General features: G+C 67.5%; 27 protein-coding genes. 9 read left to right on the plus strand and 18 right to left on the minus strand.

Annotation, left to right across the window (positions count from 1 at the left end; all coding sequences use genetic code 11):
* Nucleotides 1-63: 63 nt before the first annotated feature.
* From leuA to O5O54_RS06560, 12 genes are all read right to left on the minus strand, one after another.
* On the minus strand, nt 64-1,755 hold the full coding sequence (gene leuA, locus O5O54_RS06505; RefSeq protein WP_279479972.1) for a 2-isopropylmalate synthase: 1,692 nt from the start codon (nt 1,753-1,755) through the stop codon (nt 64-66).
* A gap of 401 nt (nt 1,756-2,156) precedes the next feature.
* Nucleotides 2,157-2,522: a hypothetical protein gene (locus O5O54_RS06510; RefSeq protein WP_279479973.1), complete on the minus strand. Its 366-nt coding sequence runs from the start codon at nt 2,520-2,522 to the stop codon at nt 2,157-2,159.
* Nucleotides 2,523-2,732: 210 nt separating this feature from the next.
* A complete protein-coding gene (locus tag O5O54_RS06515) occupies nt 2,733-3,635 on the minus strand; it encodes a cation diffusion facilitator family transporter (protein ID WP_279480397.1) in 903 nt (300 codons plus the stop codon).
* 20 nt (nt 3,636-3,655) lie between these two features.
* Nucleotides 3,656-5,845 (minus strand): anthranilate synthase, encoded by a 2,190-nt coding sequence (locus tag O5O54_RS06520; RefSeq protein WP_279479974.1) that lies wholly within the window; start codon nt 5,843-5,845, stop codon nt 3,656-3,658.
* Nucleotides 5,846-6,095: 250 nt separating this feature from the next.
* Nucleotides 6,096-6,731 carry a glutathione S-transferase family protein gene (locus O5O54_RS06525; protein ID WP_279479975.1) on the minus strand — a complete coding sequence of 212 codons (636 nt, stop codon included), beginning with the start codon at nt 6,729-6,731 and terminating at the stop codon, nt 6,096-6,098.
* Between the two features lie 87 nt (nt 6,732-6,818).
* Entirely contained in the window at nt 6,819-7,067 is a 249-nt protein-coding gene (locus tag O5O54_RS06530; RefSeq protein ID WP_279479976.1) for a hypothetical protein, read from the minus strand.
* Nucleotides 7,068-7,259: 192 nt separating this feature from the next.
* Nucleotides 7,260-8,078, minus strand: coding sequence for a dipeptide ABC transporter ATP-binding protein (locus tag O5O54_RS06535; protein WP_279479977.1), 819 nt, complete (start codon nt 8,076-8,078; stop codon nt 7,260-7,262).
* Nucleotides 8,075-8,914, minus strand: coding sequence for an ABC transporter ATP-binding protein (locus O5O54_RS06540; protein ID WP_279479978.1), 840 nt, complete (start codon nt 8,912-8,914; stop codon nt 8,075-8,077). Before O5O54_RS06540 ends, O5O54_RS06535 begins: the two co-directional genes overlap by 4 nt.
* Nucleotides 8,915-8,918: 4 nt before the next feature.
* On the minus strand, nt 8,919-9,773 hold the full coding sequence (locus O5O54_RS06545) for an ABC transporter permease subunit (RefSeq protein WP_279480399.1): 855 nt from the start codon (nt 9,771-9,773) through the stop codon (nt 8,919-8,921).
* A gap of 97 nt (nt 9,774-9,870) precedes the next feature.
* Nucleotides 9,871-10,878, minus strand: coding sequence for an ABC transporter permease subunit (locus O5O54_RS06550; RefSeq protein WP_279479979.1), 1,008 nt, complete (start codon nt 10,876-10,878; stop codon nt 9,871-9,873).
* A gap of 135 nt (nt 10,879-11,013) precedes the next feature.
* A complete protein-coding gene (locus O5O54_RS06555; protein WP_279479980.1) occupies nt 11,014-12,609 on the minus strand; it encodes an ABC transporter substrate-binding protein in 1,596 nt (531 codons plus the stop codon).
* Nucleotides 12,610-12,712: 103 nt separating this feature from the next.
* Nucleotides 12,713-13,885 carry an Mrp/NBP35 family ATP-binding protein gene (locus O5O54_RS06560; protein WP_279479981.1) on the minus strand — a complete coding sequence of 391 codons (1,173 nt, stop codon included), beginning with the start codon at nt 13,883-13,885 and terminating at the stop codon, nt 12,713-12,715.
* Nucleotides 13,886-13,990: 105 nt separating this feature from the next.
* On the opposite strand from O5O54_RS06560, the gene O5O54_RS06565 reads away from it, so the two are divergent.
* A complete protein-coding gene (locus tag O5O54_RS06565; protein ID WP_279479982.1) occupies nt 13,991-14,749 on the plus strand; it encodes a HugZ family protein in 759 nt (252 codons plus the stop codon).
* Here O5O54_RS06565 and O5O54_RS06570 read toward each other — a convergent pair.
* From O5O54_RS06570 to O5O54_RS06590, 5 genes are all read right to left on the minus strand, one after another.
* The gene (locus tag O5O54_RS06570; RefSeq protein WP_279479983.1) at nt 14,746-15,030 is read right to left on the minus strand and encodes a hypothetical protein; all 285 of its coding nucleotides are present in this window, start codon (nt 15,028-15,030) and stop codon (nt 14,746-14,748) included. The two genes, O5O54_RS06565 and O5O54_RS06570, sit on opposite strands and share 4 nt — an antisense overlap.
* Before the next feature lie 68 nt (nt 15,031-15,098).
* A complete protein-coding gene (locus O5O54_RS06575; RefSeq protein WP_279479984.1) occupies nt 15,099-15,380 on the minus strand; it encodes a glycine zipper domain-containing protein in 282 nt (93 codons plus the stop codon).
* 73 nt (nt 15,381-15,453) lie between these two features.
* A complete protein-coding gene (locus O5O54_RS06580; RefSeq protein ID WP_279479985.1) occupies nt 15,454-15,744 on the minus strand; it encodes a hypothetical protein in 291 nt (96 codons plus the stop codon).
* Between the two features lie 168 nt (nt 15,745-15,912).
* Nucleotides 15,913-16,878: a sensor histidine kinase gene (locus tag O5O54_RS06585; RefSeq protein ID WP_279479986.1), complete on the minus strand. Its 966-nt coding sequence runs from the start codon at nt 16,876-16,878 to the stop codon at nt 15,913-15,915.
* Between the two features lie 268 nt (nt 16,879-17,146).
* A complete protein-coding gene (locus tag O5O54_RS06590; RefSeq protein ID WP_061936513.1) occupies nt 17,147-17,938 on the minus strand; it encodes a response regulator in 792 nt (263 codons plus the stop codon).
* 310 nt (nt 17,939-18,248) lie between these two features.
* On the opposite strand from O5O54_RS06590, the gene O5O54_RS06595 reads away from it, so the two are divergent.
* The 6 genes from O5O54_RS06595 (at nt 18,249) to O5O54_RS06620 (ending at nt 20,631) form a co-directional block, all read left to right on the plus strand.
* Nucleotides 18,249-18,440 (plus strand): NepR family anti-sigma factor, encoded by a 192-nt coding sequence (locus O5O54_RS06595; RefSeq protein WP_279479987.1) that lies wholly within the window; start codon nt 18,249-18,251, stop codon nt 18,438-18,440.
* Between the two features lie 5 nt (nt 18,441-18,445).
* Nucleotides 18,446-18,997: a sigma-70 family RNA polymerase sigma factor gene (locus tag O5O54_RS06600; RefSeq protein WP_279479988.1), complete on the plus strand. Its 552-nt coding sequence runs from the start codon at nt 18,446-18,448 to the stop codon at nt 18,995-18,997.
* A gap of 80 nt (nt 18,998-19,077) precedes the next feature.
* The gene (locus tag O5O54_RS06605) at nt 19,078-19,401 is read left to right on the plus strand and encodes a hypothetical protein (protein WP_279479989.1); all 324 of its coding nucleotides are present in this window, start codon (nt 19,078-19,080) and stop codon (nt 19,399-19,401) included.
* A gap of 14 nt (nt 19,402-19,415) precedes the next feature.
* Nucleotides 19,416-19,865: a hypothetical protein gene (locus tag O5O54_RS06610; protein ID WP_279479990.1), complete on the plus strand. Its 450-nt coding sequence runs from the start codon at nt 19,416-19,418 to the stop codon at nt 19,863-19,865.
* Between the two features lie 180 nt (nt 19,866-20,045).
* On the plus strand, nt 20,046-20,294 hold the full coding sequence (locus O5O54_RS06615; protein ID WP_279479991.1) for a hypothetical protein: 249 nt from the start codon (nt 20,046-20,048) through the stop codon (nt 20,292-20,294).
* Nucleotides 20,295-20,316: 22 nt separating this feature from the next.
* Nucleotides 20,317-20,631 carry a hypothetical protein gene (locus tag O5O54_RS06620; protein ID WP_279479992.1) on the plus strand — a complete coding sequence of 105 codons (315 nt, stop codon included), beginning with the start codon at nt 20,317-20,319 and terminating at the stop codon, nt 20,629-20,631.
* A gap of 156 nt (nt 20,632-20,787) precedes the next feature.
* Here the strand turns inward: O5O54_RS06620 and O5O54_RS06625 are convergent, their stop codons facing one another.
* The gene (locus O5O54_RS06625; protein WP_279479993.1) at nt 20,788-21,696 is read right to left on the minus strand and encodes a diacylglycerol kinase family protein; all 909 of its coding nucleotides are present in this window, start codon (nt 21,694-21,696) and stop codon (nt 20,788-20,790) included.
* Nucleotides 21,697-21,848: 152 nt separating this feature from the next.
* Here O5O54_RS06625 and O5O54_RS06630 point away from each other — a divergent pair, with 152 nt between their 5' ends.
* Together O5O54_RS06630 and O5O54_RS06635 are read left to right on the plus strand one after the other, a co-directional pair.
* Nucleotides 21,849-22,013, plus strand: a complete 165-nt coding sequence (locus O5O54_RS06630; protein ID WP_279479994.1) for a DUF1328 domain-containing protein — start codon at nt 21,849-21,851, stop codon at nt 22,011-22,013.
* Nucleotides 22,014-22,141: 128 nt separating this feature from the next.
* Nucleotides 22,142-23,728, plus strand: coding sequence for a PRC-barrel domain-containing protein (locus tag O5O54_RS06635; protein ID WP_279479995.1), 1,587 nt, complete (start codon nt 22,142-22,144; stop codon nt 23,726-23,728).
* Nucleotides 23,729-23,914 lie beyond the last annotated feature (186 nt).

The following is a 23,914-nucleotide window of genomic DNA, read 5'->3' on the forward strand; positions in this document are numbered from 1 at the left end:
ATTTCATGCGTAGCGTTCGTGGCTTTCGCGAAGCCGGAACGACCGCCCGAGGGAAAGGTTTCGTTAACCCTGGCTATCGACGATCCGGTTTGCCGCCGCGACGATGGCGCGAAGCGAGGCCGTGGTAGCGTTCTGGTCGATGCCCGCGCCGAACACCCGGCCGCCGGGATGTTCGATCTCCATATAGGCGATGGCCGAGGCGTTGGAGCCGCGCTGGAGCGAGTGCTCGGAATAGTCGGCGACCGAGAGCTCGACGCCCATGTGCCGCGACAGCCCGTCGATGAAGCCGTCGATCGCGCCGGTTCCCCGGCCCTCGATCTCAACCGTCCGCTCGCCGTCGCGGATCGTCGCCGTGACGGTGCGGCGGGACGGCCCCTGCTCGGGCCGGGTCACGTGCTCGACATAGGCGAAACGCGCGCCGGGCTGTTCCACGTAGCGTTCGAGGAACCGCTCGTAGATGCGCTTGACCGGCACCTCGCGGCCTTCCTCGTCGGTGATCCGCTGGATGTCCTCGCGGAAGTCCACCTGCAGGTTGCGCGGCAGGTTCAGGCCGTAGTCCGCCTGCAGCACATAGGCGATGCCGCCCTTGCCCGACTGCGAGTTGATGCGGATGATCGCCTCGTAGGAGCGGCCGACGTCCTGCGGATCGATCGGCAGGTAGGGCACTTCCCAGAGCGGCTTGTTGGCGACCTTGGCCGCCTTCATGCCCTTGTTGATCGCGTCCTGATGCGAGCCGGAGAAGGCCGTGTAGACCAGTTCGCCGACATAGGGGTGCCGCTCGGGAATGCTGAGCTGGTTGCAGTGCTCGTAGACCTCCTTCATCCGGTTGATGTCGGAGACGTCGAGTTCGGGGTCCACCCCTTGCGTGTACATGTTGAGCGCCAGCGTCACGAGATCGACGTTGCCGGTGCGCTCGCCGTTGCCGAAGAGCGTGCCCTCGACGCGGTCGGCGCCGGCCATCAGGCCGAGTTCGGTCGCGGCGATGGCCGTGCCCCGGTCGTTGTGCGGATGCAGGGACAGGATGATCGAGTCGCGCTTGTCGAGGTTGCGGCTCATCCATTCGATCTGGTCGGCATGGACGTTGGGCGTCGACATCTCGACCGTCGCCGGCAGATTGAGGATGAGGCGGTTCTCCGGCGTCGGGCGGATCACCTCCGTCACCGCATTGCAGATTTCCAGCGCGAAATCGAGTTCGGTGCCGGTGAAGCTCTCCGGCGAATATTCGAAGCGGAATCCGCCGCCGGCCTTGTCGGCCATCTCGGCGATCATCTCGGCCGCCTCCACCGCGATCTGGCGGATGCCGGCGCGGTCCTTGCCGAACACGACGCGCCGCTGCAGCTCGCTGGTCGAGTTGTAGAAGTGGACGATCGGGTTCTTCGCGCCCTCCAGGCTCTCGAAGGTGCGGGTGATCAGCTCGGGCCGGCACTGGACCAGGACCTGCAGCGACATGTCCTCGGGAACGCCCCCCTCCTCGATGCACCAGCGGGTGAAATCGAAGTCGGTCTGCGAGGCGGAGGGGAAGCCGATCTCGACCTCCTTGAAGCGCATGTGCTTGAGGAGGGCGAACATGCGCGACTTGCGCTCCTGCCCCATCGGGTCGACCAGCGCCTGGTTGCCGTCGCGCAGATCCACCGAGCACCAGATCGGCGCCTTTTCGATGCGGCGCGAGGGCCACTGCCGGTCGGGCAGGTCGACCTGCGGATAGGGCTGATACTTCTCGGTGGCCTTGGACATCACCGGCATGGATGCGGACATGACGAAACCTTGCTCGTTCGGCGAAGACGGAGCGGCCAGCGGGCCGGCTTACGCGCGTCTTTCAGGATTTGGACTGGGATGTAAAGCCGAAGAGACTGGACGCTGGCGAGGGTGTCGCGCGCCGGCTCGACCGCCGGGCGCCCCTTCGATCAACGGGCCCGACGATCGCCGCTAAGGACGAGAAGAAGCAGGCCGAGGGGAAGACGTGCAGACGCGCCGCGCGAGCGCGCGGTGGTCGGGGCCACGGGGCCGAAGGGGGCGTGTGCCGTCGTCATCGCGGTGCAGGATGCCGACCGGCGCAGCCGATGGCAAGCCCCTCGTGCCCCGCGCGCACGAAAAAGGCCCGGTCCTTGCGGGACCGGGCCTCGAAGGCAAGAGCGGAGGGAGCCCTTGCGCCGGGATCAGAACGAGTCGGAGCCCGGAACCACGCGCACCGAGGCGGTCGGGGCGGCGGTGTAGCCGCCGTGATAGTCGCCACGGGCAACCGCGTTGATCGAGTTGTTCTGCTCGACGCGGCTCTCGAAGCGCGAGCCGGGGACGAGGTTCCGGTCGGCGCCGGCCGAAGCGGGGAAGCCGAAGGAGCGGGTCTCGGTGACGGTCGCGCCGGGGGCGGCAGCGGTCTCGCCACGGATCACCGTGTTGGCCTCATGGTCGGCCTGGGCCTCGGTGAAATAGTCGGAGCCCGGAATGATGCTGGAAGCGGAGGCGGCGCCCGTCAGGGCAGCCAGGGAAACAGCAACAGCCGAAGCAAAGATGGAGATCTTCATTGTTCTTGTCCTTATGAAAACGCTACGTCGCCTTCAAATCGTCTCCGCCAGATCACCCGGCCGGGGACTTTTATTTCGCGACGTCCGATGCGCTACATTTAGGCGCTCCATGCTGCGGTTGCGAGCGGCGGATGATGAACAGTCCGTCAGGGAACCAAGGGGAACTGCCTTTTTGCCGCCCAAAGAATGAACCCGAACGCCTTGAGACCCCTACAGAACCGGAACGCCGACCTGCTTGGCCTCGCCTTCCGGTTCGACATGGATCAGGACGCGTGCACCTGCGAAGGCAGCTTGAAGGGCGTCCTCGATCCGGTCGCAGATCGTGTGGGCGTCGATCACCCGCATCTCGCTCGGCACCACCATGTGGAACTCGATGAAGACGGCACGGCCCGCGATGCGGGTGCGCACGTCGTGGACCTCGATCGCCCCTTGCGCCGAGGCGGAGATGATCTCGCGCGCGCGGGCATCGTCCGCCGGATCGAGCGCCTGGTCCATCAGCCCCGAAAGCGAGGAGGCGACGACCTTCCAGCCCTCGCGCAGGATGTTGAGCGCGACGAGGGCGGCAAGCGCCGGGTCGAGGATCGCCCAGCCGGTGACGCTGGCGAGGGCCAGGCCTGCGAGGACGCCGACCGAGGTGACGACATCCGCCATGATGTGGCGCCCGTCGGCATCGAGGGCGGGAGAGCGGTGCGCGCGGCCCTGGCGGATCAGGTGGAGCGCCCACAGGAGATTGATGGCGGTGGCCACGCCGTTGATCGCGATGCCGAGCATCGGGGCCTCGATCTCGCGGGGCACGAGATAGGCACCGTAGGCCTCGCGCAGGATCACCAGCGCGGCGACCACGATCAGAACGCCCTCCACCACGGCCGAGAAGTACTCGGCCTTGGTGTGGCCGTAAGGGTGGTCCGTGTCGGCGGGCTTGTAGCTGACGCTGACCGCCCAGAGGGCGACCAGCCCGGCGACGACGTTGACGATGGATTCCAGCGCGTCGGAGAACAGCGCCACCGAGCCGGTGACGACGTAGGCCGCGTACTTGATGCCGAGCACGAGGCAGGCGACGGCGATGGTCATCATCGCCGTACGCTTCACCAGACGGCCGGAATCGTCGGCCATCGCCATCGCGGATGCCGTCATCAGGCCGCCTTCACCTTGGCGCGGCGCGGCAGGTGCGCCACGACGTTCTCGATCATGCGCATGCCCGCGTCGCTGCCCAGACTCATGATGCTCTCGGGGTGGAACTGCACGGCCGCCACCGGCTCGTGCCGGTGCTCGAACGCCATCACGACACCGTCCTCCGTCTCGGCCGTCACCTCGAATTCGCGCGGCAGGCGCACGGGGTCGGCGAAGATCGAGTGATAGCGTCCGACGGTCACCTCGTTCGGCAGGCCGGAAAAGATGATGCCGGGCGTCGAGACGCGCACGCGCGAGGGCTTGCCGTGGACCGGCACATGCAGCGTGCGCAGCGTGCCGCCATAGGCCTCGGCCAGCGCCTGGAGCCCGAGGCAGACGCCGAAGATCGGCATCTGACGCTTCCTCGCCTGGGCGATCGTGCCGCGGCAGTCGAAATCGTCCGGGTTGCCGGGGCCGGGCGACAGGACCACGAGGTCGGGGGAGACGCGCTCGAAGATCTCTTCCGGCACCGGGGTGCGCACGGTGGTGACGTCCGCGCCGGTCTGGCGGAAGTAGTTGGCGAGCGTGTGGACGAACGAGTCCTCGTGATCGACCAGGAGGATGCGCACCCCCTCGCCGACCTTGGCGCGCTCGGTCGTCCCCGCTCCGGCGTTCGGCTTGCCCGCCTCGCGGATGGCCGCAATCATGGCCGAGGCCTTCAGCTCGGTCTCGGCCTCTTCCTCTTCCGGGTTGGAATCGTAGAGGAGCGTCGCGCCGGCGCGCACCTCGGCCACCCCATCCTTGAGGCGGATGGTGCGCAGCGTCAGGCCGGTATTCATGTCGCCGTTGAAATGCATCATGCCGACCGCGCCGCCGTACCAGGCGCGCGGGCTCTTCTCGTTCTTCTCGATGAAGCGCATCGCCCAGAGCTTGGGCGCGCCGGTCACCGTGACCGCCCAGGCGTGGGACAGGAACGCGTCCATCGCGTCCATGCCCTCCCGCAGCCGGCCCTCGATGTGGTCCACCGTGTGGATCAGGCGCGAATACATCTCGATCTGGCGTCGACCGATGACGCGCACAGAGCCGGGCTCGCAGACGCGGCTCTTGTCGTTGCGGTCGACATCCGAGCACATGGTGAGCTCGGACTCGTCCTTCTTCGAGTTCAGAAGCTTGAGGATCTGCTCCGAATCCGAGATCGCGTCCTCGCCGCGCCGGATCGTGCCGGAGATCGGGCAGGTCTCGACCCGGCGGCCCGAGACGCGGACGAACATTTCCGGCGAGGCGCCGATCAGGAACTCGTTCGCGCCGAGATTGATGAAGAAGGAATACGGCGACGGGTTGATGCCCTTGAGCCGCCGCGAGACCTCGGACGGCTTGTGCTCGACGCGCTCGTAGAAGGTCTGGCCCGGCACGACCTCGAAGAGGTCGCCGCGCATGAACTTCTCCTTGGCGCGGCGCACGAGGGCCGCGTATTCGCCGGGCTTGTGGTCGCCGCGCGGGGGAACCGTGTCGGACCGCTGGAAGGGCGCTTCCGGGCCGCCGCCCGGCAGACCCACGGTGGAGCGGCCGTCCTTCTCGAACTGGTAGACCTCGAGATAGGCCCGGGCCGAGTAGTGATCCACAATCAGGATCTCGTCCGGCAGGTAGAGCACGAGGTCGCGCCGGTCGGAGAACCGGGCGAGCGTCTCCTCGACGGGGTCGAACTGGAACGCGAGGTCGTAGCCGAAGGCGCCGTAGAGGCCGAGGTCTGAATCCTCCTCCGACTTGAACAGGGCGACGATGGCGCGGAGCACCGAGAAGACGGTCGGCATGCGCGAGCGCTCTTCTTCGGTGAAGGCGCGCGCCGGCAGGGCGATCGTGAGGTCGAGCCGGTTGTCGGTGCGGGTCGCGGAAGCGATGTCCTCGTGCCCCTCCAGCGCCTCGGCGACGAAGGACAGGAGCACCTGGCCGCGCGGGTTCAGCGCCTCCACCACGACCGAGCGCCCGGACGAGGTGACCGACAGCGGCGGATCGACGATGGCTGTGTCCCAGCGCGTGTACCGGCCGGGATACTCGTAGTTGGACGAGAAGACCGCGCCGCGCCGCGTGTCGAGGCGATCGACATAGGGCTCGATCGCGCCGGCATAGGCGACGTCGCGCCGCCGCCGGGCGATCTGGACGCCGCCCTCCGTCACGTAGACGTGCGCGCCGTCGGAAGGGGTTTCGAGGGTCATGCCATCCACTCCATCTTGAGCGCCGGCCCCGGTGGCCCCTCAAAAGGAAAAGGCCGCCGGGGGTCCGGAGCGGCCTTTGTCGATCGAACGCGCACGGGTTCGCAAAGCCGCTAGGAGCGGATCTGCCACCAGTTCGTGAGCTTGCGTGCGGTGTTCATGTCCGGATGGGTAGCCCAAGCCCCCTTCCCTCGCAACGGAAAATTGCTGTCGTCCCCTATTTGCCAGTGGTTTGCACTTGCGGACCGGCGGATCAGCCGCCGCCCCCTCGCGCCTCCGCCATCAGTCGATCGTCGGCTTCGTTCGCGCGCCGGGCCGCCGGGCGCGAGGCCACGCGGGCATGATAGGCCTCGAAGGCGGGCCGCTTCTCGAAGCTGCCGAACTGCAAGCCGAAGCCGACATGCGAGCCGACATAGACGTCGGCGGCGCTGAACCGGTCTCCGGCGATATAGTCGCCGTGCGACAGCGCCTCTTCCAGGACGTCCATGACCCGTTCGAACGAGCCGTAGCCGACGAAGGCCGCCTTGTCGGGCGCGACCTCGACCTGAAGGGTGCGGTTGACGACGGCGGCTTCCAGCGGCCCGGCGGCGAAGAATATCCAGCGGAAATAGGCCGCCCGCGCCGGTCCCGCCTCGGGCAGAAGACCCGCTTGCGGAAAGGCGTCGGCGAGATAGGCGCAGATGGCGGCGGTTTCGGTAACCACGGCGCCCCGGTGAACGATCGCCGGGACCTTGCCCATCGGATTGAGGGCCAGATACTCGGGCGCCTTCATGGTCGTGCCGTAACCCAGAACCTCCACACGGTAGGGCTGGCCCACCTCTTCCAGCATCCATCGCGCGATGCGCCCGCGCGACATGGGGTTGGTGTAGAGCACGATCTCTTCGGACATGGCCGGTCTCTCCTGGCGGTTCTCCAGGAGAGACTATGCTCCAAAGGCGAAGCTCGCGCGACGGGCGCTCCGGCCTCGCGAGGGTCTTCAGAAGTTGGGCAGGCCGTGGATCCGGGGGTCGTTGACCGTGGGCGTGTAGATCACGCCGTCCGAGGCTTGGAACACACCGGCTATGCCCGGGTTCGGATTGGGCGTCTCCGACATCACCTTGACCGGCACGGACCGGGCAGCCTCCGACGGATGGGCCGGGTGATGCACGGGTGCGGCGGCCAGGGCGGCGGACGCGACACCGAAGGTGCCGAAAAGGACGAGGGCTGCGGTCAGGGAGGTCTTCATGGCTTTGCTCCTGGGTTCGATCGGCGCGGATCGGTTCCAAGTCGCCTGAGAGTCGGGGGCGGAACCCGGCGGTCCGTGGCTTGGTGCGCCAGGAAGGAGGCTGCGCCCGGCACTGCCGCGCGTCGAGTTACAACGGGTTCATGACCTAGAATTCATGAAGCGGCGGACGCCTCCTCGGCGCCCGCCAGGCCCTCAGCCGCGGGCAGCCATCCGCCGGCGGATGCTCTCGACATCGGCGCGCGGCGTCGAGGCGAAGAGCTTGCGCGTGTAGTCATGGCTCGGCGCGTCGAAGACCTCGTCGCGCGTGCCGTACTCCACCACCTCGCCGTAATACATGACCATCACCGTGTCGGCGATGTAGCGCACCACCGACAGGTCGTGGCTGATGAAGACGTAGGTGAGGTTCAGCTCGTCCTGAAGGTCGGCCAGGAGGTTGAGGATCTGCGCCTGCACCGAGAGATCGAGCGCCGAGACCGGCTCGTCCAGCACGAGGAGGCTGGGGTTCAGCATCAGCGCGCGCGCAATCGCGATGCGCTGTCGCTGGCCGCCTGAGAACATGTGGGGATAGCGGTTGTAGTGCTCCGGCCCGAGCCCGACCTTGACCAGCATCGCCATCGCCCGCTCGCGCCGCTCGGCGGCGGGCACGTCGGTGTTGAGGAGGAGCGGCTCGGTCAGGACGTCGCCGATCTTCTGGCGCGGGTTGAGCGAGCCGTAGGGGTTCTGGAACACCATCTGCACCTTGCGGCGCATCTCGCGCGTGACGCCCTTCGCGATGCGCATCGGCTGGCCGTCGATGAAGAGCTCGCCCGCCGTCGGCTCGTCGATCAGGGTCAGAATGCGCGCGAGCGTGGACTTGCCGCAGCCCGATTCGCCGACGATCGCCAGCGTCTTGCCCTTCTCCACGGCGAAGCTCACGCCCTTGACCGCATGCACGGCCTTGGGTGCGGAGAACAGGCCCTGCGGCACGAGATAGTCGCGCTTGATGCCGCGTGCTTCAAGAACGGGGCTCATCGGGCGGCCTCCAGCGCCATGGCATCGGCCACCGTCGGCAGGCGGTCGCCCGTCGCGTTCTCCGGCAGGGCCGAGAGCAGCGCGCGGGTATAGGGGTTCTTCGGGTTCTCGAAGAGTTCGAGCACGCCCGCCTCCTCCATCTTTCGCCCCTTGTACTGGACGACGACGCGATGCGCGGTCTCCGCCACCACGCCCATGTCATGGGTGATCATGATGAGGCCCATGCCGTGCTCGCGCTGCAGCCCGACCAGGAGGTCGAGGATCTGCTTCTGGATCGTCACGTCGAGCGCCGTGGTCGGCTCGTCGGCGATCAGGAGCTTCGGGTTGCAGGCGATGGCCATGGCGATCATCACGCGCTGGCACTGGCCGCCGGACATCTGGTGCGGGAAGCTCGACATGCGCCCCTCGGGATCGGGAATGCCGACCGCCTGGAGCAGCTCGATCGCGCGCCTCTTGCGCTCGGCCCGGCCGAGACCGAGATGGAAGCGCAGCGTCTCGGTGAGCTGGAAGCCCACCGTGAAGCACGGATTGAGGCTCGCCATCGGCTCCTGGAAGATCATCGAGATGTCGCGGCCGACGATCTGCCGCCGCTCGCGCGAGGAGAGTGTAAGAAGGTCACGGCCCTCGAAGGTGAGACGGTCCGCCGTCACGGTGGCGGTCTTGGGCAGGAGGCCCATGGTCGCCAGCATGCCGACCGACTTGCCGGAGCCCGATTCCCCGACGATCGCCAGCACTTCTCGGCTGTCGACATGCAGGTCGATGCCGTCCACGGCCTTGAACGGGCCGGAGGCCGTGTCGAAAGTGACGGTGAGGTTGCGGATTTCGAGAAGGCTCATGGGCTCAGCTCCGGCGCATCTTCGGGTCGAGCGCATCGCGCAGACCGTCGCCGATGAGGTTGATCGCGAGCACCGTGACGAGGATGGCGAGGCCCGGGAAGGTCACGACCCACCAGGCGCGCAGCACGAACTCGCGCGCCTCCGCCAGCATCGTGCCCCATTCCGGCGTCGGCGGCTGGGCGCCGAGGCCGAGGAAGCCGAGTGCGGCGGCGTCGAGGATCGCGTTGGAGAAGGACAGCGTCGCCTGGACGATCAGCGGCCCGAGGCAGTTGGGCAGGATCGTCTTGAACATCAGCCGCAGCGGCCCGGCACCGACGACGCGGGCGGCAGTGACGTATTCGCGTTCCTTCTCCGCCATGACCGAGGCGCGGGTCAGGCGCACGAAATGCGGCTGGAGGACCAGCGCGATGGCGATCATCGCATTGACGAGGCCCGGCCCTAGGATCGCCACCAGCACCAGCGCCAGAAGCAACGAGGGGAAGGCGAGGATCACGTCCATGACGCGCATGATCACCGTATCCACCCAGCCGCGGAAATAGCCGGCGATCAGACCGATCACGATGCCGGTCGAGACCGCGAGGATCACGACGAAGGTGCCGATGAACAGCGAATACTGGGCGCCGTAGATCAGGCGCGAGAGGATGTCGCGGCCGACCGCGTCGGTGCCGAGCGGATAAGTCCACTGGCCGCCGTCCATGAAGACGGGCGGCATGAGGAGCGCGGCGCGGTTCTGCGCCACCGGGTCGTGCGGGGCGATGACGGGCGCGAGCATGGCGACCAGCACCACGAGCGCGAAGACGACGAGGCCGGCGACGGCTCCCCGGTTTACGGAGAAGTAGTACCAGAACTCCTTGAGCATCCGGCGGCGCTGGCCTGTCTCGGGCTTCCGGTCCGGAATGAGCGAGCCGACGCCGGCTTCCGACTGCTGGGCTTCGATATGGGACATGGTCGCTCTCCTATCGTGCCCGGACGCGGGGATTGATGAGGCCGTAGAGAAGATCGACCACGAGGTTCACCACCATCACGACGATGGCGATCAGGAGAAGGCCGCCCTGGACGACGGGGTAGTCGCGCCGAAACACCGAATCGACCATCCATTTGCCGATGCCCGGCCAGGAGAAGATCGTCTCGGTAAGGATGGCGCCGGCCATCATCACGCCGATCTGCAGACCGATCGTCGTGACCACGGGGATCAGGGCGTTGCGCAGGGCATGGATGCCGACGACGCGGCTGGACTTCAGGCCCTTGGCGCGCGCGGTGCGCACGTAGTCCTCGCTCAGCACCTCGAGCATGGCCGAGCGCGTCTGGCGCGCGATCACGGCGAGCGGAATGGTGGCGAGCACGACGCCCGGCAGGATCAGGTGGCTGAGGGCCGACTTGAACGCCCCGGCCTGCCCCGACAGAAGGCTGTCGATCAGCATGAAGCCGGTGACGGGCGGGAAGAAGTAGAGGAGCGAGATGCGGCCCGAGACGGGCGTCCATCCCAGCGTGCCGGAAAAGAAGATGATGAGGAGGAGGCCCCACCAGAAGATCGGCATGGAATAACCGACGAGCGCCGTGCCCATGATCGTCTGGTCGAGCCAGGAGCCGCGCTTCACCGCGGCGAAGACGCCGGCGGGCACGCCGAGGCAGACCGCGATCAGGATGGCGAACAGCGAGAGTTCGACGGTCGCCGGAAACAGCGTCATGAACTCCGTCAGCACCGGGCGGCGCGTGACGATCGAGGTGCCGAAGTCACCCTGGAACAGGCCGACGAGATAATGCCAGAACTGGATCGGCAGCGGCTGGTCGTAGCCGAGAAGCGCCGTGAGCTGCGCGTGGCGCTCGGGCGTGATGCCGCGCTCGCCAGCCATCAGCGTGACGGGGTCGCCCGGCAGGAGCCGGATAAAGGAAAAGGCGACGATCGCCACGCCGACGAAGGTCGGAACGAGGACGCCGAGGCGCGCAACGATGAAGCGGAACATGGGTGAGGCCCTTGGAGGTCCTGATGCCGCATGGTGCGGCAGAAGCCGAATTCTCTAGCGGAAACCGCACGTTCGGCCAAACGAAAAGGGGAACGGCGCCCGGCCGCTCCCCTTTCCCGGCGATGATGGATCGTCTTACTCGGTGATGTCGACGCCGTCGAACGTGTAGTCGCCGAGCGGGCTCTGGACGAAGCCGGTCACGTTCTTGCGCATCGGGACGTAGACAACCGAATGGGCGATCGTGGCCCAGGGTGCCTGCTCCTTGAAGATGACCTGCGCCTGCTCGTAGAGCTTGGCGCGCTCTTCCTGCGTGGACTTGGTCTTGGCCTCCTGGACCAGCTTGTTGAAGTCCTCGTTGCACCACTGCGCGCGGTTGGCACCGCCCACGCCGTCGCAGCCGAGAAGCACGGCCAGGAAGTTGTCCGGGTCGCCGTTGTCGCCGGTCCAGCCGAGCAGCACCGCGCCGTCGCGGTCCTCGGCCTTGGAGCGCTCGAGATACTCGCCCCACTCGTAGGAGACGATCTCGGCCGTGACGCCGACCTTGGCGAAGTCCGCCTGGATCAGCTCGGCCATGCGCGCGGCGTTGGGGTTGTAGGGACGCGAGACGGGCATGGCCCAGATCTTCATCGACAGGTTGGAGACGCCAGCCTCCTCCAGCATCTTCTTGGCCGCTTCCGGATCGTACGGATCGTCCTTGAGCTGGTCGTTGTAGCTCCACATGGTCGGCGGGATCGGCGCCTTGGCCTTCTCGCCGGCGCCCTGGTAGACGGCCTCGATGATGGCGTCCTTGTCGATCGCCATGTTGAGGGCGCGGCGCACCTCTGGCTTGTCGAACGGCGCCATCTTCGTGTTGTAGGCGAAGTAGCCGACGTTGAGGCCTTCCTGCTCATCGACCTTAAGGTCGGCGTTCTGCTGGAGCGCCGGCACGTCGGCCGGGTTCGGATAGGCCATCAGGTGGCACTCGCCGGCGGCCAGACGCTGCTGGCGGACGGAGGCCTCCTTGGTGATGGCGAAGACGAGGTCGTCGATCGGCTGCTTGCCGGCCCAGTAGTCGGCGAAGGCCTGGTAGCGGATCACGGCGTCGGGCTGGTAGGCCACGAACTGGAACGGGCCGGTGCCGATCGGCGCTTGGTTGAACTGCGCCTGGTTGTTCGACTCGGCCAGCTTGTCGGCGTATTCCTTCGACACGATGGAGGCGAAGGGCATGGCGACGTTGGCGATGAACGGCGCGTAGGGCTCGTTCAGCGTGAAGCGGACGGTCATGTCGTCGACCTTCTCGATCGACTTCACGATCTCCGGCATCGACATGGAGGCGTAGTATTCCCACGAAGCGCCCGAGACGTACTGATGCCAGGGGTTCTGCGTGTTGCCCTGACGGTCGAACGAGAACACGACGTCATCGGCGTTCATGTCGCGCGTCGGGGTGAAGTTCGCATTGGAATGGAACTTGACGCCCGGGCGGAGCTTGAACGTGTACTGCAGGCCGTCGGAGGAGACCTCCCAGCTCTCGGCGAGGCCGGGCTCGGTCTCGGTCGTGCCCTTTTTGAACTCGGCCAGGCGGTTGTAGACCGGATGGGCCGAGGCATCGAACGTGGTGCCCGCGGTGTAGAGGCCGGGGTCGAAGCCCTCGGGCGAGCCTTCGGAGCAGAAGACGAAGGTTTTGGCCGAGGCGGCCGAGCCGAGCGCGAGGACGATCGCCGTCGCCGCCAGAAGCTTCTTGGTCAGACCCATGAAACGCGTTCTCCCATGAACGTGCCTAAGGCGGCTGCACTGCCGCCGGAAGCGCACATTTCGACCACGATCATATCGGGACGCAAGCCAATTTTTTGGTTTTTCACTCGAAAACGATCGTGGGTGCCTTGCCGGCTGTCGATCCCGCTGCCTCCATTGACGCAAGCGTGCGCTCCGCGATCGCCGCATAGGCGCGTGCATGCGCTCCGTCAGGGTGAACCGCCATGACCGGGGCGCCAGCGTCCGATCCCTCGCGGATGGCCATCTCCAGCGGCACCTCCCCGAGGAACTGCACGCCGAGGCGCTCCGCTTCCGCGCGGGCGCCGCCATGGCCGAAGATGTCATAGCGCGTGCCCGTGTCGGGCGCGACGAAGTAGCTCATGTTCTCTACGATCCCGAGAACCGGCACCTCGACCTTCCTGAACATCGCGAGGCCCTTGCGCGCGTCGATCAACGCGAGATCCTGCGGCGTCGAGACGATCACGGCGCCGGCGAGCGGCACCTGCTGCGCCATGGTGAGCTGGGCGTCGCCCGTGCCCGGCGGCATGTCCACGACCAGGACGTCGAGCGGCGCCCAAGCGACCTCGCGCAGCATCTGGTTGAGCGCCGACATGACCATCGGCCCGCGCCAGATCATCGGCGTTTCCTCGTCCACGAGGAGGCCCATCGACATGGCCTTCAGCCCATAGGCCTCCATCGGACGCATGATGCGCCCGCCTTCGAGTTCGGGCCGGCCCTTCAGCCCGAGCAGGCGCGGCACGGACGGACCGTAGATGTCGGCGTCGAGGAGGCCCGTGCGAAGGCCCTGTGCCTGGAACGCGAGCGCGAGATTGACCGCCGTCGTGGACTTGCCGACGCCGCCCTTGCCGCTGGCGACGGCCACGATCCGCCCGACGCCCGGCACACCCTGCTTGGCCGCGCGCGGGACGGGCGGCGGGGCGGCGGGCCTTGCCGCCGGGGGCGGAACGGGTCGCGGCGGCGGGGGCACCGGCCTCCGCTCCTGCGGGCGCGCCTCCATGCCGCCTCCCCTGCGCTCGGCCGTCAGCGCCACCATCGCGCTGGTCAGGCCCGGCACCGCCGCCGCGCGGCGCTCGGCCTCCTGGCGCAGACCTTCGAAGCGCTCAGCCTCGGCGGCCGGCACGCTGAGGGAGAAGAAGGCCTTGCCGTCGGCGACGAAGACGTCGGACACCATGCCGCGCGAAACGACGTCGCCGCCGCCGGGCGCCGGCAGTTCGCGCAGCATCTCCAGGATCCGGGCCTTGATGTCTTCGGACATGTCGCTTCCTTGATTCTGTGCCGGCCGGGCGGCCGGCGGCAGGCTTGCACGCCCACTGCTCCGGAGATAGGGGATCGCCGTGGCCGATGGGAGACCCGAACGCGCATGACGGACCAGCGACCGGCCGCCCCTCCCCCCTATCTCGCCGTCGACGAGAACGCCCGCCGGCTGGCACGGCGCCTCGCCCGGACGGCTCGGCATGCCGCCCTCGCCTGGCTGGAGCCGGGCACCGGAGCGCCGATGACCAGCCGCATCGCCGCCTCGGCCGATATCGACGGCAGTCCCGTCCTTCTCCTGTCGCGGCTCTCGGCGCACACGAACGCGCTTCTCACCGATCCGCGCGCTTCACTCCTCGTCGGCGAGCCGGGCACGGGCGACCCGTTGGCCCAGCCGCGCCTGTCGATCGCCGGCTCCGTTTCCGCGCCGATCAACCCCGACGCGCCCGAGCGCGAGCGGCTGGCGCGCCGCTTCGTCTCCCGCCATCCGCCGGCCGCGCAATACAGCGCCTTTGCCGACTTCGCCTTCTTTCGAATGGAGGTGCGGTCGGCCTTCCTGAACGCCGGCTTCGCCCAAGCCTATCCGATGAAGGGGGACGACATCGTCGACAGCTTCGACGCGGCCATCGCGGCGGCCGAGACGCGCGTTCGCGATCACATGAACGAGGATCATGCCGACGTGCTGGTCCGCCTGATGGCCGAGCGCGGTGCGCCGGCCGACGATTGGCGGATCGCGACGCTCGACCGGCGCGGATTCGAACTCATCGGCGGGGACAGAATCGAACGGATCGAGTTCGCGGCACCCGTGAAGAGCGCATCGGGATTCCGCGATGCCTTCGTCGCGCTAGCGCGTTCGGTGGAGGCCTAGAGGGAGAAACCCTCGGGGCAGTCGGCGCGGAAACGGTTCCCGGCGGCGTTCTCGAAGATGCAGCGGCCGCGGTCGGTGCCCGAGCGCCCGATCAGGCGGTCGCCGGGGCGGGCGACGATCTCTGGCAGCGTTCCCGGCGCGAAGGCGGAGACCCCGCCCGAACCCAGCCCGAAGACGGCCGGCAGGAGGTCGGATTGGCACCCGGTCAGCAGCGCCGGCGCGACGACCAAGACGAATGGTAGCGTCGTGCGCCTGCGGGCCTTACGCATCCGTGCCGCCATCTCACCGTCCCCTTACAGAAAGGCCCGCCGGCTTGAGGGAGCCGGCGGGCCGCATCACACGAAGCGGCTTAGTAGCCGGCGGGGCACTGCGCGTAGTAGCGCTGGCCGCGGCCGTCGCGATACACGCACTGGCCGGGGCGGTTGGTCGCCGCGCCGAGCAGGGCGCCGCCCGCACCGCCGACCGCCGCGCCGATCAGTGCGCCGCGCGCGTTGCCGGAGATGCCGGCACCGACGGCCGCGCCGCCCAAGGCGCCGATGCCCGCCGGAACAGCGACGTTGCTGTCCACCGACTGGCAGCCGGAAAGGGCCAGGGTGCCTGCCGCCACGGCGGCCAAGATCATGGATTTCATCAGATACGTTCCCAACTCACGAAGTGTCCCGACGCCGCTAGATAGCACTCGCTCCCGGCCCGTCCAGACGCCCTCAACGAGACGCGACGAGTTGCGGGGAATCGGTGAGGACCACCGCGAGCTGGCCGGCGCCGTTGACCGCCCACTCCACGGAGGCAGAGCCATCGACTTCCGCCTGGGTCAGGCCGGTGCACGAGCCCATGACGCGGCGGTCGTATGTTCCGGAAAGGCGCATGGCGAGCGGCATGGCGGCCTCGCACTCGCCGACGCCGCGATAGATCGGCTGCGGAACCGGGATCTCGGTGCAGACGGACGAATCGGACGTGCAACCGACGATCAGGAGCAGAGCGGCAACGTGTTCCATGACGACAATCCTTTCACCTTCCTTAAAGTCCGGGACGCCCGCAGGGGTTCCGGAAGGACATTGCGAAGAGAATTAGCCGCCGCGCGTTTGCGGCCGATGTCGGTCAGATTTCCGTCAGCCCTCGAAAGATGACGGGACTGTTTCATCGAGAGGACCAGCCCGCTGCGGTCAGTTGTCCACCAGCTCGAACTGGTTTCGCGGCACGCGCAACCAGTAGCGGATGCCGTCGGGCTGGTAGTCGAGCGCCGCCTCGCCGCCAACGGAGTTCGGGACGATGCGCTCCAGCGTCGAGGTGCCGAAGCGGGGGTCGTAGTCGACGCGCACGCGCGGTCCGTTGAACTCGCGCCAGCGCAGGACCAGCGACGTCTGCCCCTCGCGCGTCTCGAGGGTCGAGCCGATCTCGATCCGCCCGCCTGGCACCGACAACGCCCCATAGGATGCGGCGTTCACCGCCAGCTCGTGCAGCGCAAGGCCGACATGGAGCGCGGCCGTCGGCGTCAGATAGACGTCGACGCCCTCGAAACGGATCTGCTCCATGCCATCGGGCGCATAGCGCTCGACCTGCAGCGTGACGAGACTGAAGAGATCGGCGCCGCGCCAGTCCGTGTCGGTCACAATATCTTGCGAGGACGCGAGCGACTGGATCCGCCCACGGAAGCGGACGAGGAACTCAGGAACCGTCACGGAATGGCGGGCCGTCTGGCTGGCAAGACTCTGGATGATCGCCAGGAGGTTCTTGGACCGGTGAGACACCTCGCGTAGCAAAGTCTTGAGCGTGTCTTCGCGCCGCTTCTGGTCGGTGATCTCCACCGAGGTCCCAATCAGGCCGATCACCGCGCCGTCCTCGTTGCGGTCGACATCGACCCGCACGTCGAACCAGCGCACCGTGTCGCCCAATGGAACGGGCAGCTCGAAGCGCACCGGCGCCCCGCTCTTCAAGGTCTCGGACTTGATCGCCCGCGCCTTCTCGGCCGCGGGAAGGGGAAGGAAGTCGGCGTCGGAATCGCCGTTCTTGGCGTCCGCGAGCCAGGAACCCTGCGCGTTGAAAAGCCAGAGGTAGCGCAGGTCAAGATCCTGCGCGAAGAGAGTCATCTCGGTATTGGCGACAGCCTTGAGCGCCTTGTAGGCTACCATGACACGGCACTCGCCGGTCGGAGGGTTTCGCGGACGCCCCCGATCCGGGCAAACCACGGCGCGACCGGGAAGGCTCGGTCGAAACGGGCGCCGGAGCGGTCTCCGTTCAGCCTTCCGGTCATTTTGGGTGGACCTTTCCACGACCTGCGGATCGCTCCGTCAGGCCCTCTGCTTGTCTTTGGTCGGCAACGGACCGGAACCGCCTCGGGTTCCCGCCCGGCCGGGGCTCCGGCCGCGACCGGTCGCCCCATACGAGACACGCCTGGCCTCAGGCTGCCTCGCGCTCCGTCTCGAAGAACAGCGCCTGGCTGATCAGCGCCTTCACCATGTCCGGGTTGAACGGCTTGGTGACGAGGAAGGTCGGCTCCGGCCGCTCGCCCGTCAGGAGGCGCTCGGGGAAGGCGGTGATGAAGATCACCGGCACGGACACCTTGGCCAGGATGTCGTTCACCGCGTCGATGCCCGAGGACCCGTCCGCGAGCTGGATATCGGCCAGCACCATGCCCGGCTTCTGCTGCTCGAACAGCGCAATGGCTTCCTTGTGCGTGCGGGCGATGCCCGTCACGCCATGACCGAGGCTCTCGACCATCTGCTCGATGTCCATCGCGATCAGAGGCTCGTCCTCGATGATCATGATGTTGGTCGAGACCTGGCGGCCGATGTCGGCACTGGCCTGGCCGATCAGCTCGGAGAAGTCGCTCTCGCCGACCCCGAGGATATGGGCCGCCTCTTCCGTCGTGAAGCCTTCCACCGCCACGAGCAGGAAGGCCTGGCGCGGCAGCGGCGAAATCCCGCGCAGGTTGCGCGACGCCTTCTCTTCCCAGGCGGACACCGGCGCATCCTCGCGCACGTTCACCTCGACGGACTGCCAGAGCGAGGAGAACAGCTTGTAGAGCGAGATCCGAGGACTCTCCTGCGTGTCGAACAGGCTGGGCTCGGCGATCAGCGCCTCAAGCACCGCCGCCACATACGCATCGCCCGACGACTGAGAACCGCTCAGAGCGCGAGCATACCGCCGGAGGTACGGGATATGCGGCGCAATGCGCGAGGACATCGACATGAACATTCCCTCAAAGCTGGGCCGGACAGGTCGCCCGGCTTTAGACTGGTCTGTGCGGCACCGAAAGCCGACCCCGGACGGGACGACGATGGAAACGTCGGCACCCTGTGGACTTCGCGCACCCGGCCCTAAGTAAGGCAAGAGGCACGAAACGCTAGACCTTCGCACACAACATTTCCGGCCAGACCGGTCGTGCACTTGCGAAGGGGGCCGAGGCCCACATCTAGCGAGGCACGCGCCGCGGCAACGGGGCGCCCGGGCCGGCAGGGCGAGAGGTTGAATGGAAGATCGTAGGAACAAGGGCAATACCATGCCTGACAGCCAAGTCGAGGACACCTCGCCCACCCAACCCGCCGACCTCGGAACGACATCCGCCATCGGACGCCGGCTGAAGGCCTATTACGACGACGTCGCCAGCGAACCGGTGCCGGACCGTTTCATGTCGCTTCTCGACGCGCTGGATGCGGCCGAAGCCAAGTCCAAGTCGAAGGAAGGGAACTGAGCCGGATGGCACAGCAAACCGACTTCCGCAGCGAACTGATCGCGATCATCCCGAACCTGCGCGCGTTCGCCGCCTCCTTGGCCGGCTCGTTCGACCGCGCCGACGACCTCGTGCAGGAGACGCTGGTCAAGGCGTGGGACAAGCAGCACACGTTCCAGCCCGGCACCAATCTGAAGGCCTGGCTCTTCACCATCCTGCGCAACGAGTTCTACACGCAGATGCGCAAGAAGGGCCGCGAGGTGCAGGATGTCGACGGCATCCACGCCATGCAGCTGGCCGGCCATCCCGAGCAGCAGGGCCATCTGGATCTCCAGGACTTCCGCAAGGCGCTCGACCAGCTCCCGGACGACCAGCGCGAGGCATTGATCCTGATCGGTGCGTCCGGCTTCTCCTACGAGGAGGCGGCCGACATCTGCAAATGCGCCGTGGGGACGATCAAGAGCCGCGTCTCGCGCGCACGCACCCGCATGGCCGATCTTCTCGGCATCGAGGGCGACGGCGAGTTCGGCCCGGATTCGATCTCCTCGCAGATCATCGGCGTCGCGCCCGCCGCCTGAGACGGAACTATGTAGCGGGCCAACGATTTCGCCCCTTCGAGGGGCAACCCCTTCTCAACCACCACGAAAGGATGACATCCATGTCCGACACCACGTCCAACGAGTTCTCGGCCAATGCCGGCAAGGGTCCGGATCGCGCCGATCTCGAGGCGCAGATCGCCAAGCTGCGGGAGGACGTGTCGGGCGTCACCGAGACGCTGAAGTCCATGGCCAACAGCCGCGCCGAGAACGCCAAGCAGCAGGCCTACGCGCTGCGCGATGAAGGCGAGCGCTACTTCCGCCAGGCCCAGGAGACGGTGGGCGAGTTCGAGGAGGAGCTCAGCGAGCGCGTGCGCGCCGAGCCGATCAAGAGCATCCTGATCGCTGCGGCGGTCGGTTACGTCTACGCGCGCCTGTTCCGCTGAGAACAGCCGCGCCGATGGTCATCCAGCTCCTCACGAGACTGTTCACGGGCGAGGCCTCGATCTACTTCGCGCGGTTGCGCACCGTCGCCACGATCTACCTGATCATGGCGGTGGTCGCCCTGGCGATGCTGTTCTTCCTGCTCCTGGCGCTGTTCATCTGGATCGCCCAGAGCGCCGGCGCGCTGGCGACGGCGCTCGGCTTCGCGGCGGTCTGCCTGGTGATTCTGATCGGCGTCTATATCGCGCTTCTCGTCGCCCGCCGCCCGCCGCGGCAGCGCGCGGCCGACCGCATGCAGCGCGACGTCGCCTCCATCGCCTCCGTCGCGGCGGTGTCCAATATCCCGCTCCTGTTCCGGAGCGTGCGGCGCCACAAGTCGCTGCTGCTGGTGCCGGTGGCAGCGGTCTCCGCCTTCGGCATCTTCCGGTTCGTGATGGGGCTTCGCGACAACGACCGACGCATCTGAAGCGCTCGTGTCGGGACCAACAGGCAAGCGGCGCGCCCGGTCTGCGGACGCGCCGCTCGCGCATCGGGGCACCGGCCGCCCGCCGTCGATCTCGGCGCCGCGCGGGATCGTTTCCCCGGCCCAGTCGTTGTTCAGCGCAGTCGGGCGCAAACGCGCTCAGCGCGTAGATGGAGTCAGGTGATGGCAGAACTGAAGACCAACAAGGCGCGCCAGGGCCGCACGGGCCGGCCGGTGCTCTATATCCTCATCGGCGGCCTCGCCCTTTGCCTGATCGTGTTCGTGGGCCTCCAGATCTACGGCGGCACCCTGCCCGACGAGAACATCGGTGGCGTCGAAGCGTCCGACACGACGGCCGCGCCAGCGACACCCGCCAATTCGCAGACCGGTACGGTGACGCCGGGAACGCCCGCTCCGGGCACGAACAACTGAGCGCCGGCGGGCTTCACGTCCCATGAGCGATCCCGCCGACAATTCCGGAATCCCTTTAGCGCCCGCCTCGGCGGACGGGCTTCCACACGGGGATCGCCTGGAGGCGATCCTCGCCGACCCCACCCTTCCCGACCGCGACAAACGCCTCGCCATCCAGGAAGCGCTGGAAGATCTCCAGCGCAGCCGGGGCGAAGAGGTGGCGGCTTCCTACGAGCCCTTGGAGCGGCGGTTCTTCGAAGCCCTTTCGCTTCTCGCCGACGGGGGCCACGACTACGACGAGCCCGGCGCTTCGCAAGAGGCCGACCCGCTAAAGGCTCGGCGCGACGACGGGCTCTGATGACGGCGCGGCGGCATCGCCGCGCCGCTTCCGCTTGTAGAGACTATCTCGAAAGTCCGCCGGGTCGGCTCGGCGGTGCTTATCGTCATCGCTGCCGCATGCCCCGGCGCGAGAATCTCTCGCCAATCCTCTGCCGGAAACCTCCGAAACAACCTTCTAGAACGTCGCCTCGTCCGGCACGAGGACCTTCAGGCCGCGCGGGTGGATGCGCACCTCCGACCGCCGGTCGAGGCTTCTCAACTCGCCGTCCATCACCGAACGGTTTCGGCTCTTGGGTCGACGATGCTCGATGACGAGTTGGTCCGCGGTGAGGACCGTCAGGTGGGTCGCTCCCTGCCAGGCGCCGCGCATCATGTCGATCGTTGTCTTCAGGACGGCCATGCGGCTCGTCGCCTTCATGATGTAGATGCCGAGCTTGCCGCCGCGCGGATCGTCGGCATAGGGCAGATGCCCATTGCCGTAGATATTGTTGGACACGGCGACCGCTGGAGTGAGGATGACCTGCGCCTTGCCGTCGATCTCGACGCGCAGCTCCACCATCGGCAGGGAGCTGGCCGCCGTGACCACCGCCCGCACGCTCGCCCACATCTTTCCGATCCGCGAATGGTAGTCGAGCTTCTCGCGCGTGCGCACCATGCGCGCATGCATGCCGACCGCGAACTGGTGGACGAAGTATTGCCCGTTGACGCTCGCGATGTCGACCTCGGCGATCCGCCCGTTCGCCAGCGCCTTCACGGCGGGATCGAGACCCATCGGAATCTGGAGCGACCGTGCGAAGAGGTTCATCGTGCCGGCGGGCAGGATACCGAGCGCGATCGGTGTTCCAGCCACGGCTGCCGCGGCCGACGAAACGGTACCGTCTCCCCCGCCGACCATCAGCACGTCGAGGTCGTCCCGGCCCGCCTGGGCTTCGATCCGCCTGCCAACCTCCGGCCCTTCGACGATTTCGACCTCGATCTCGTGGCCGTGCAACTCGAACTCCCCACGGATGGCGGAACGCAGCAGGTCGAGATCGGTCGTGCGCAGCGTGCCGCCGTGCCGGTTGAGGATGGCGTGGACCTTCATGGACTGCGCGTTGCTCCGCTGCGATCGTTCGCCCGCCATATGGGGCGGCATGCCTCCGCGAAAATGGCGAAGGCCGATCCGAATGCCCGGAACCGCCGGGGCCGATCCTCCGTTTTCCCGGCCACTGAGTTCAGTCGGCCGGAGTTCCAGCAATGCTCGAATGGATCGTCATTCTTCTCGTGGTCGCGGCGATCGCGAGCCTTCTCGGGTTTCGCGGCGTGGCGGGCGCCTCGGCCGGCATCGCGAAGGTGCTGATCCTGATCGTCCTGGTCGGCTTTCTGCTTCTGCTCTTCTTCGGGATCGTGGTCTTCGCCTGAGTTCACGGTCGCGTTTCCTGATCGTGAGGCGGGAACCTTAGCAACGTCCGCCTGTTGAACGCCCATCACCATCTGCACGGCCGCCCCTTCTCGGCCGCGCGCTTTTCCAAGCACAAGGGGAGATACCAATGGTTCGCACACTTCTGGCCACGACGGCGATGGCCGCCGTTCTTGCAACGGGCGCCCTCGCGCAGACCACCACGACCGCCCCGGCCGAGCAGCCGGCCATGGGTGCTGCGCCTGCCGCCGGCACGATGGCGCCCGCCGGCGGCATGGAATCCGATACCGCCGCCGCTCCCGCGACCGCCGACATCGCCTATGTCCAGTCGCTCGGCGCCGACCAGCATCTCGTGACCGACCTCGACGGCCAGACCGTCTACGCTTCCAACGCGGCGGACGCCGAGACGGCCGGCGAGATCGAGAACTTCATCGTGAGCGCCGACGGCACGATCGTCGCGGCCGTCGTCGACACCGGTTCGTACCTGGGCGACCAGTCCAAGACGGTCGCCATCCCCTACGACAAGATCGAATGGGCCACCGGCGAAAACAACGAGCCCCGCGCCGTCCTGACCGCGACGCGCGAAGAGCTTGCGGCCGCTCCGGCCTTTGCCGTGAACGAGCAGGCCGCTGCCGCCACCGGCACCATGGCGCCCGGCGCCACGGGTGCGATGGCCCCTGCCGCGACCGGCGACATGGCCGCCAACAACACGGCCGCCGGCGGCATGGCCGCAGAGACCACGGCGCCCGCCGCGACGACGGACATGGCGGCCAACACCACGACGCCGGCCGGCACGGCCTCGACGGCCACCGGCGTCTCGGGTGAGTATGTCGCCACGCTGGCCAACGACCAGTTCCTCACCGGCGACATCGTCGGCGACAACGTCTACTCCGGTCCTGCCGATGACGCCGACAACATCGGCAACATCAACGACCTCGTGATCGCCTCCAACGGCCAGGTCGAGGCTTTCGTCGTAGGCGTCGGCGGCTTCCTCGGCATCGGCGAGAAGAATGTCGGCGTGCCGTTCGACAACATCTCGATGAACGCGACGCCCGATGGGGAGCCCCGCGCGGTTCTGGCCGCCTCCAAGGAGCAGTTGACCAACGCCCCGGCCTTCGAGGGCCGCGACGACCAGATGGCCGCCAACACCACGGCCACCGGCGCCGGCACGATGGGCGCGGCGGGTACGACCGCGACGGGCATGGCGGCCGGCACGGCCGGAATGGCGGCCGGCACCGCCGCGGGCACGACCGACATGGCGGCCACGACTGCGGCCCCCGCGGCCGGCGGCATGGCGGCCACGAACAACGAGACCACGGCCTCGACCACGGGCACTGCTCCGGCGGCCAATGTCGGCACCCCTGTGACCGGCGCCGACCTGACGGCCGACAACCTGATCGGCACCTCGGTCTACGGTCCGGACAACCAGACCATCGGCTCTATCGGCGACATCGCCCTGACCCCCGAAGGTCAGGTGGATGCGGTGATCGTCGATGTCGGCGGCTTCCTCGGCATCGGCGCCAAGCCGGTGGCGGTTGCGATGGACAATCTCCAGTTCATGCGCGACTCCGGCGGCTCGCTGACGCTTACGACGCAGTTCACGCAGGACCAGCTGCGTAACGCGCCCGAGTTCAACCGCGACACCTACGCCGAGAACCGGGACCAGATGCGCGTCGCGAACCCCGGCGACGTGCCGGCCGCCCCCGCCGCCCAGTAAGGGCTTCACGCCCTTCCGTTCCAGGACGTCATGCAAGGCCCGCCCATCGGCGGGCCTTGATCCGTTTCCGGTCACAAGGCCGTTCTGCATCCTTACCAAAATTTATGGCAACGCAGCGTATGCGATCGTCTATCCTCGCCGACATGAGTTGGGCCGATCGCCCTCATTCGTCGGAAGGGAAGAGGG

Origin of the sequence: Aureimonas sp. SK2 (assembly GCF_029813115.1) — a bacterium.
GTDB lineage: Bacteria > Pseudomonadota > Alphaproteobacteria > Rhizobiales > Rhizobiaceae > Aureimonas.

Bases quoted from the DNA above. Each gene is read 5' to 3' on its own strand.
- O5O54_RS06560 (WP_279479981.1), bottom strand. From the start codon at position 13,885: ATGTCCGAAGACATCAAGGCCCGGATCCTGGAGATGCTGCGCGAACTG.
- O5O54_RS06535 (WP_279479977.1), bottom strand. From the start codon at position 8,078: ATGAGCCCCGTTCTTGAAGCACGCGGCATCAAGCGCGACTATCTCGTG.
- O5O54_RS06630 (WP_279479994.1), top strand. From the start codon at position 21,849: ATGCTCGAATGGATCGTCATTCTTCTCGTGGTCGCGGCGATCGCGAGC.
- O5O54_RS06530 (WP_279479976.1), bottom strand. From the start codon at position 7,067: ATGAAGACCTCCCTGACCGCAGCCCTCGTCCTTTTCGGCACCTTCGGT.
- O5O54_RS06600 (WP_279479988.1), top strand. From the start codon at position 18,446: ATGGCACAGCAAACCGACTTCCGCAGCGAACTGATCGCGATCATCCCG.
- O5O54_RS06585 (WP_279479986.1), bottom strand. From the start codon at position 16,878: ATGGTAGCCTACAAGGCGCTCAAGGCTGTCGCCAATACCGAGATGACT.
- O5O54_RS06635 (WP_279479995.1), top strand. From the start codon at position 22,142: ATGGTTCGCACACTTCTGGCCACGACGGCGATGGCCGCCGTTCTTGCA.
- O5O54_RS06515 (WP_279480397.1), bottom strand. From the start codon at position 3,635: ATGGCCGACGATTCCGGCCGTCTGGTGAAGCGTACGGCGATGATGACC.
- O5O54_RS06550 (WP_279479979.1), bottom strand. From the start codon at position 10,878: ATGTTCCGCTTCATCGTTGCGCGCCTCGGCGTCCTCGTTCCGACCTTC.
- O5O54_RS06555 (WP_279479980.1), bottom strand. From the start codon at position 12,609: ATGGGTCTGACCAAGAAGCTTCTGGCGGCGACGGCGATCGTCCTCGCG.
- O5O54_RS06510 (WP_279479973.1), bottom strand. From the start codon at position 2,522: ATGAAGATCTCCATCTTTGCTTCGGCTGTTGCTGTTTCCCTGGCTGCC.
- O5O54_RS06610 (WP_279479990.1), top strand. From the start codon at position 19,416: ATGGTCATCCAGCTCCTCACGAGACTGTTCACGGGCGAGGCCTCGATC.
- O5O54_RS06540 (WP_279479978.1), bottom strand. From the start codon at position 8,914: ATGAGCCTTCTCGAAATCCGCAACCTCACCGTCACTTTCGACACGGCC.
- O5O54_RS06565 (WP_279479982.1), top strand. From the start codon at position 13,991: ATGACGGACCAGCGACCGGCCGCCCCTCCCCCCTATCTCGCCGTCGAC.
- O5O54_RS06570 (WP_279479983.1), bottom strand. From the start codon at position 15,030: ATGGCGGCACGGATGCGTAAGGCCCGCAGGCGCACGACGCTACCATTC.
- O5O54_RS06575 (WP_279479984.1), bottom strand. From the start codon at position 15,380: ATGAAATCCATGATCTTGGCCGCCGTGGCGGCAGGCACCCTGGCCCTT.
- O5O54_RS06590 (WP_061936513.1), bottom strand. From the start codon at position 17,938: ATGTCGATGTCCTCGCGCATTGCGCCGCATATCCCGTACCTCCGGCGG.
- O5O54_RS06595 (WP_279479987.1), top strand. From the start codon at position 18,249: ATGCCTGACAGCCAAGTCGAGGACACCTCGCCCACCCAACCCGCCGAC.
- O5O54_RS06545 (WP_279480399.1), bottom strand. From the start codon at position 9,773: ATGCTCAAGGAGTTCTGGTACTACTTCTCCGTAAACCGGGGAGCCGTC.
- O5O54_RS06620 (WP_279479992.1), top strand. From the start codon at position 20,317: ATGAGCGATCCCGCCGACAATTCCGGAATCCCTTTAGCGCCCGCCTCG.
- O5O54_RS06605 (WP_279479989.1), top strand. From the start codon at position 19,078: ATGTCCGACACCACGTCCAACGAGTTCTCGGCCAATGCCGGCAAGGGT.
- O5O54_RS06580 (WP_279479985.1), bottom strand. From the start codon at position 15,744: ATGGAACACGTTGCCGCTCTGCTCCTGATCGTCGGTTGCACGTCCGAT.
- O5O54_RS06525 (WP_279479975.1), bottom strand. From the start codon at position 6,731: ATGTCCGAAGAGATCGTGCTCTACACCAACCCCATGTCGCGCGGGCGC.
- O5O54_RS06520 (WP_279479974.1), bottom strand. From the start codon at position 5,845: ATGACCCTCGAAACCCCTTCCGACGGCGCGCACGTCTACGTGACGGAG.
- O5O54_RS06615 (WP_279479991.1), top strand. From the start codon at position 20,046: ATGGCAGAACTGAAGACCAACAAGGCGCGCCAGGGCCGCACGGGCCGG.
- leuA (WP_279479972.1), bottom strand. From the start codon at position 1,755: ATGTCCGCATCCATGCCGGTGATGTCCAAGGCCACCGAGAAGTATCAG.
- O5O54_RS06625 (WP_279479993.1), bottom strand. From the start codon at position 21,696: ATGAAGGTCCACGCCATCCTCAACCGGCACGGCGGCACGCTGCGCACG.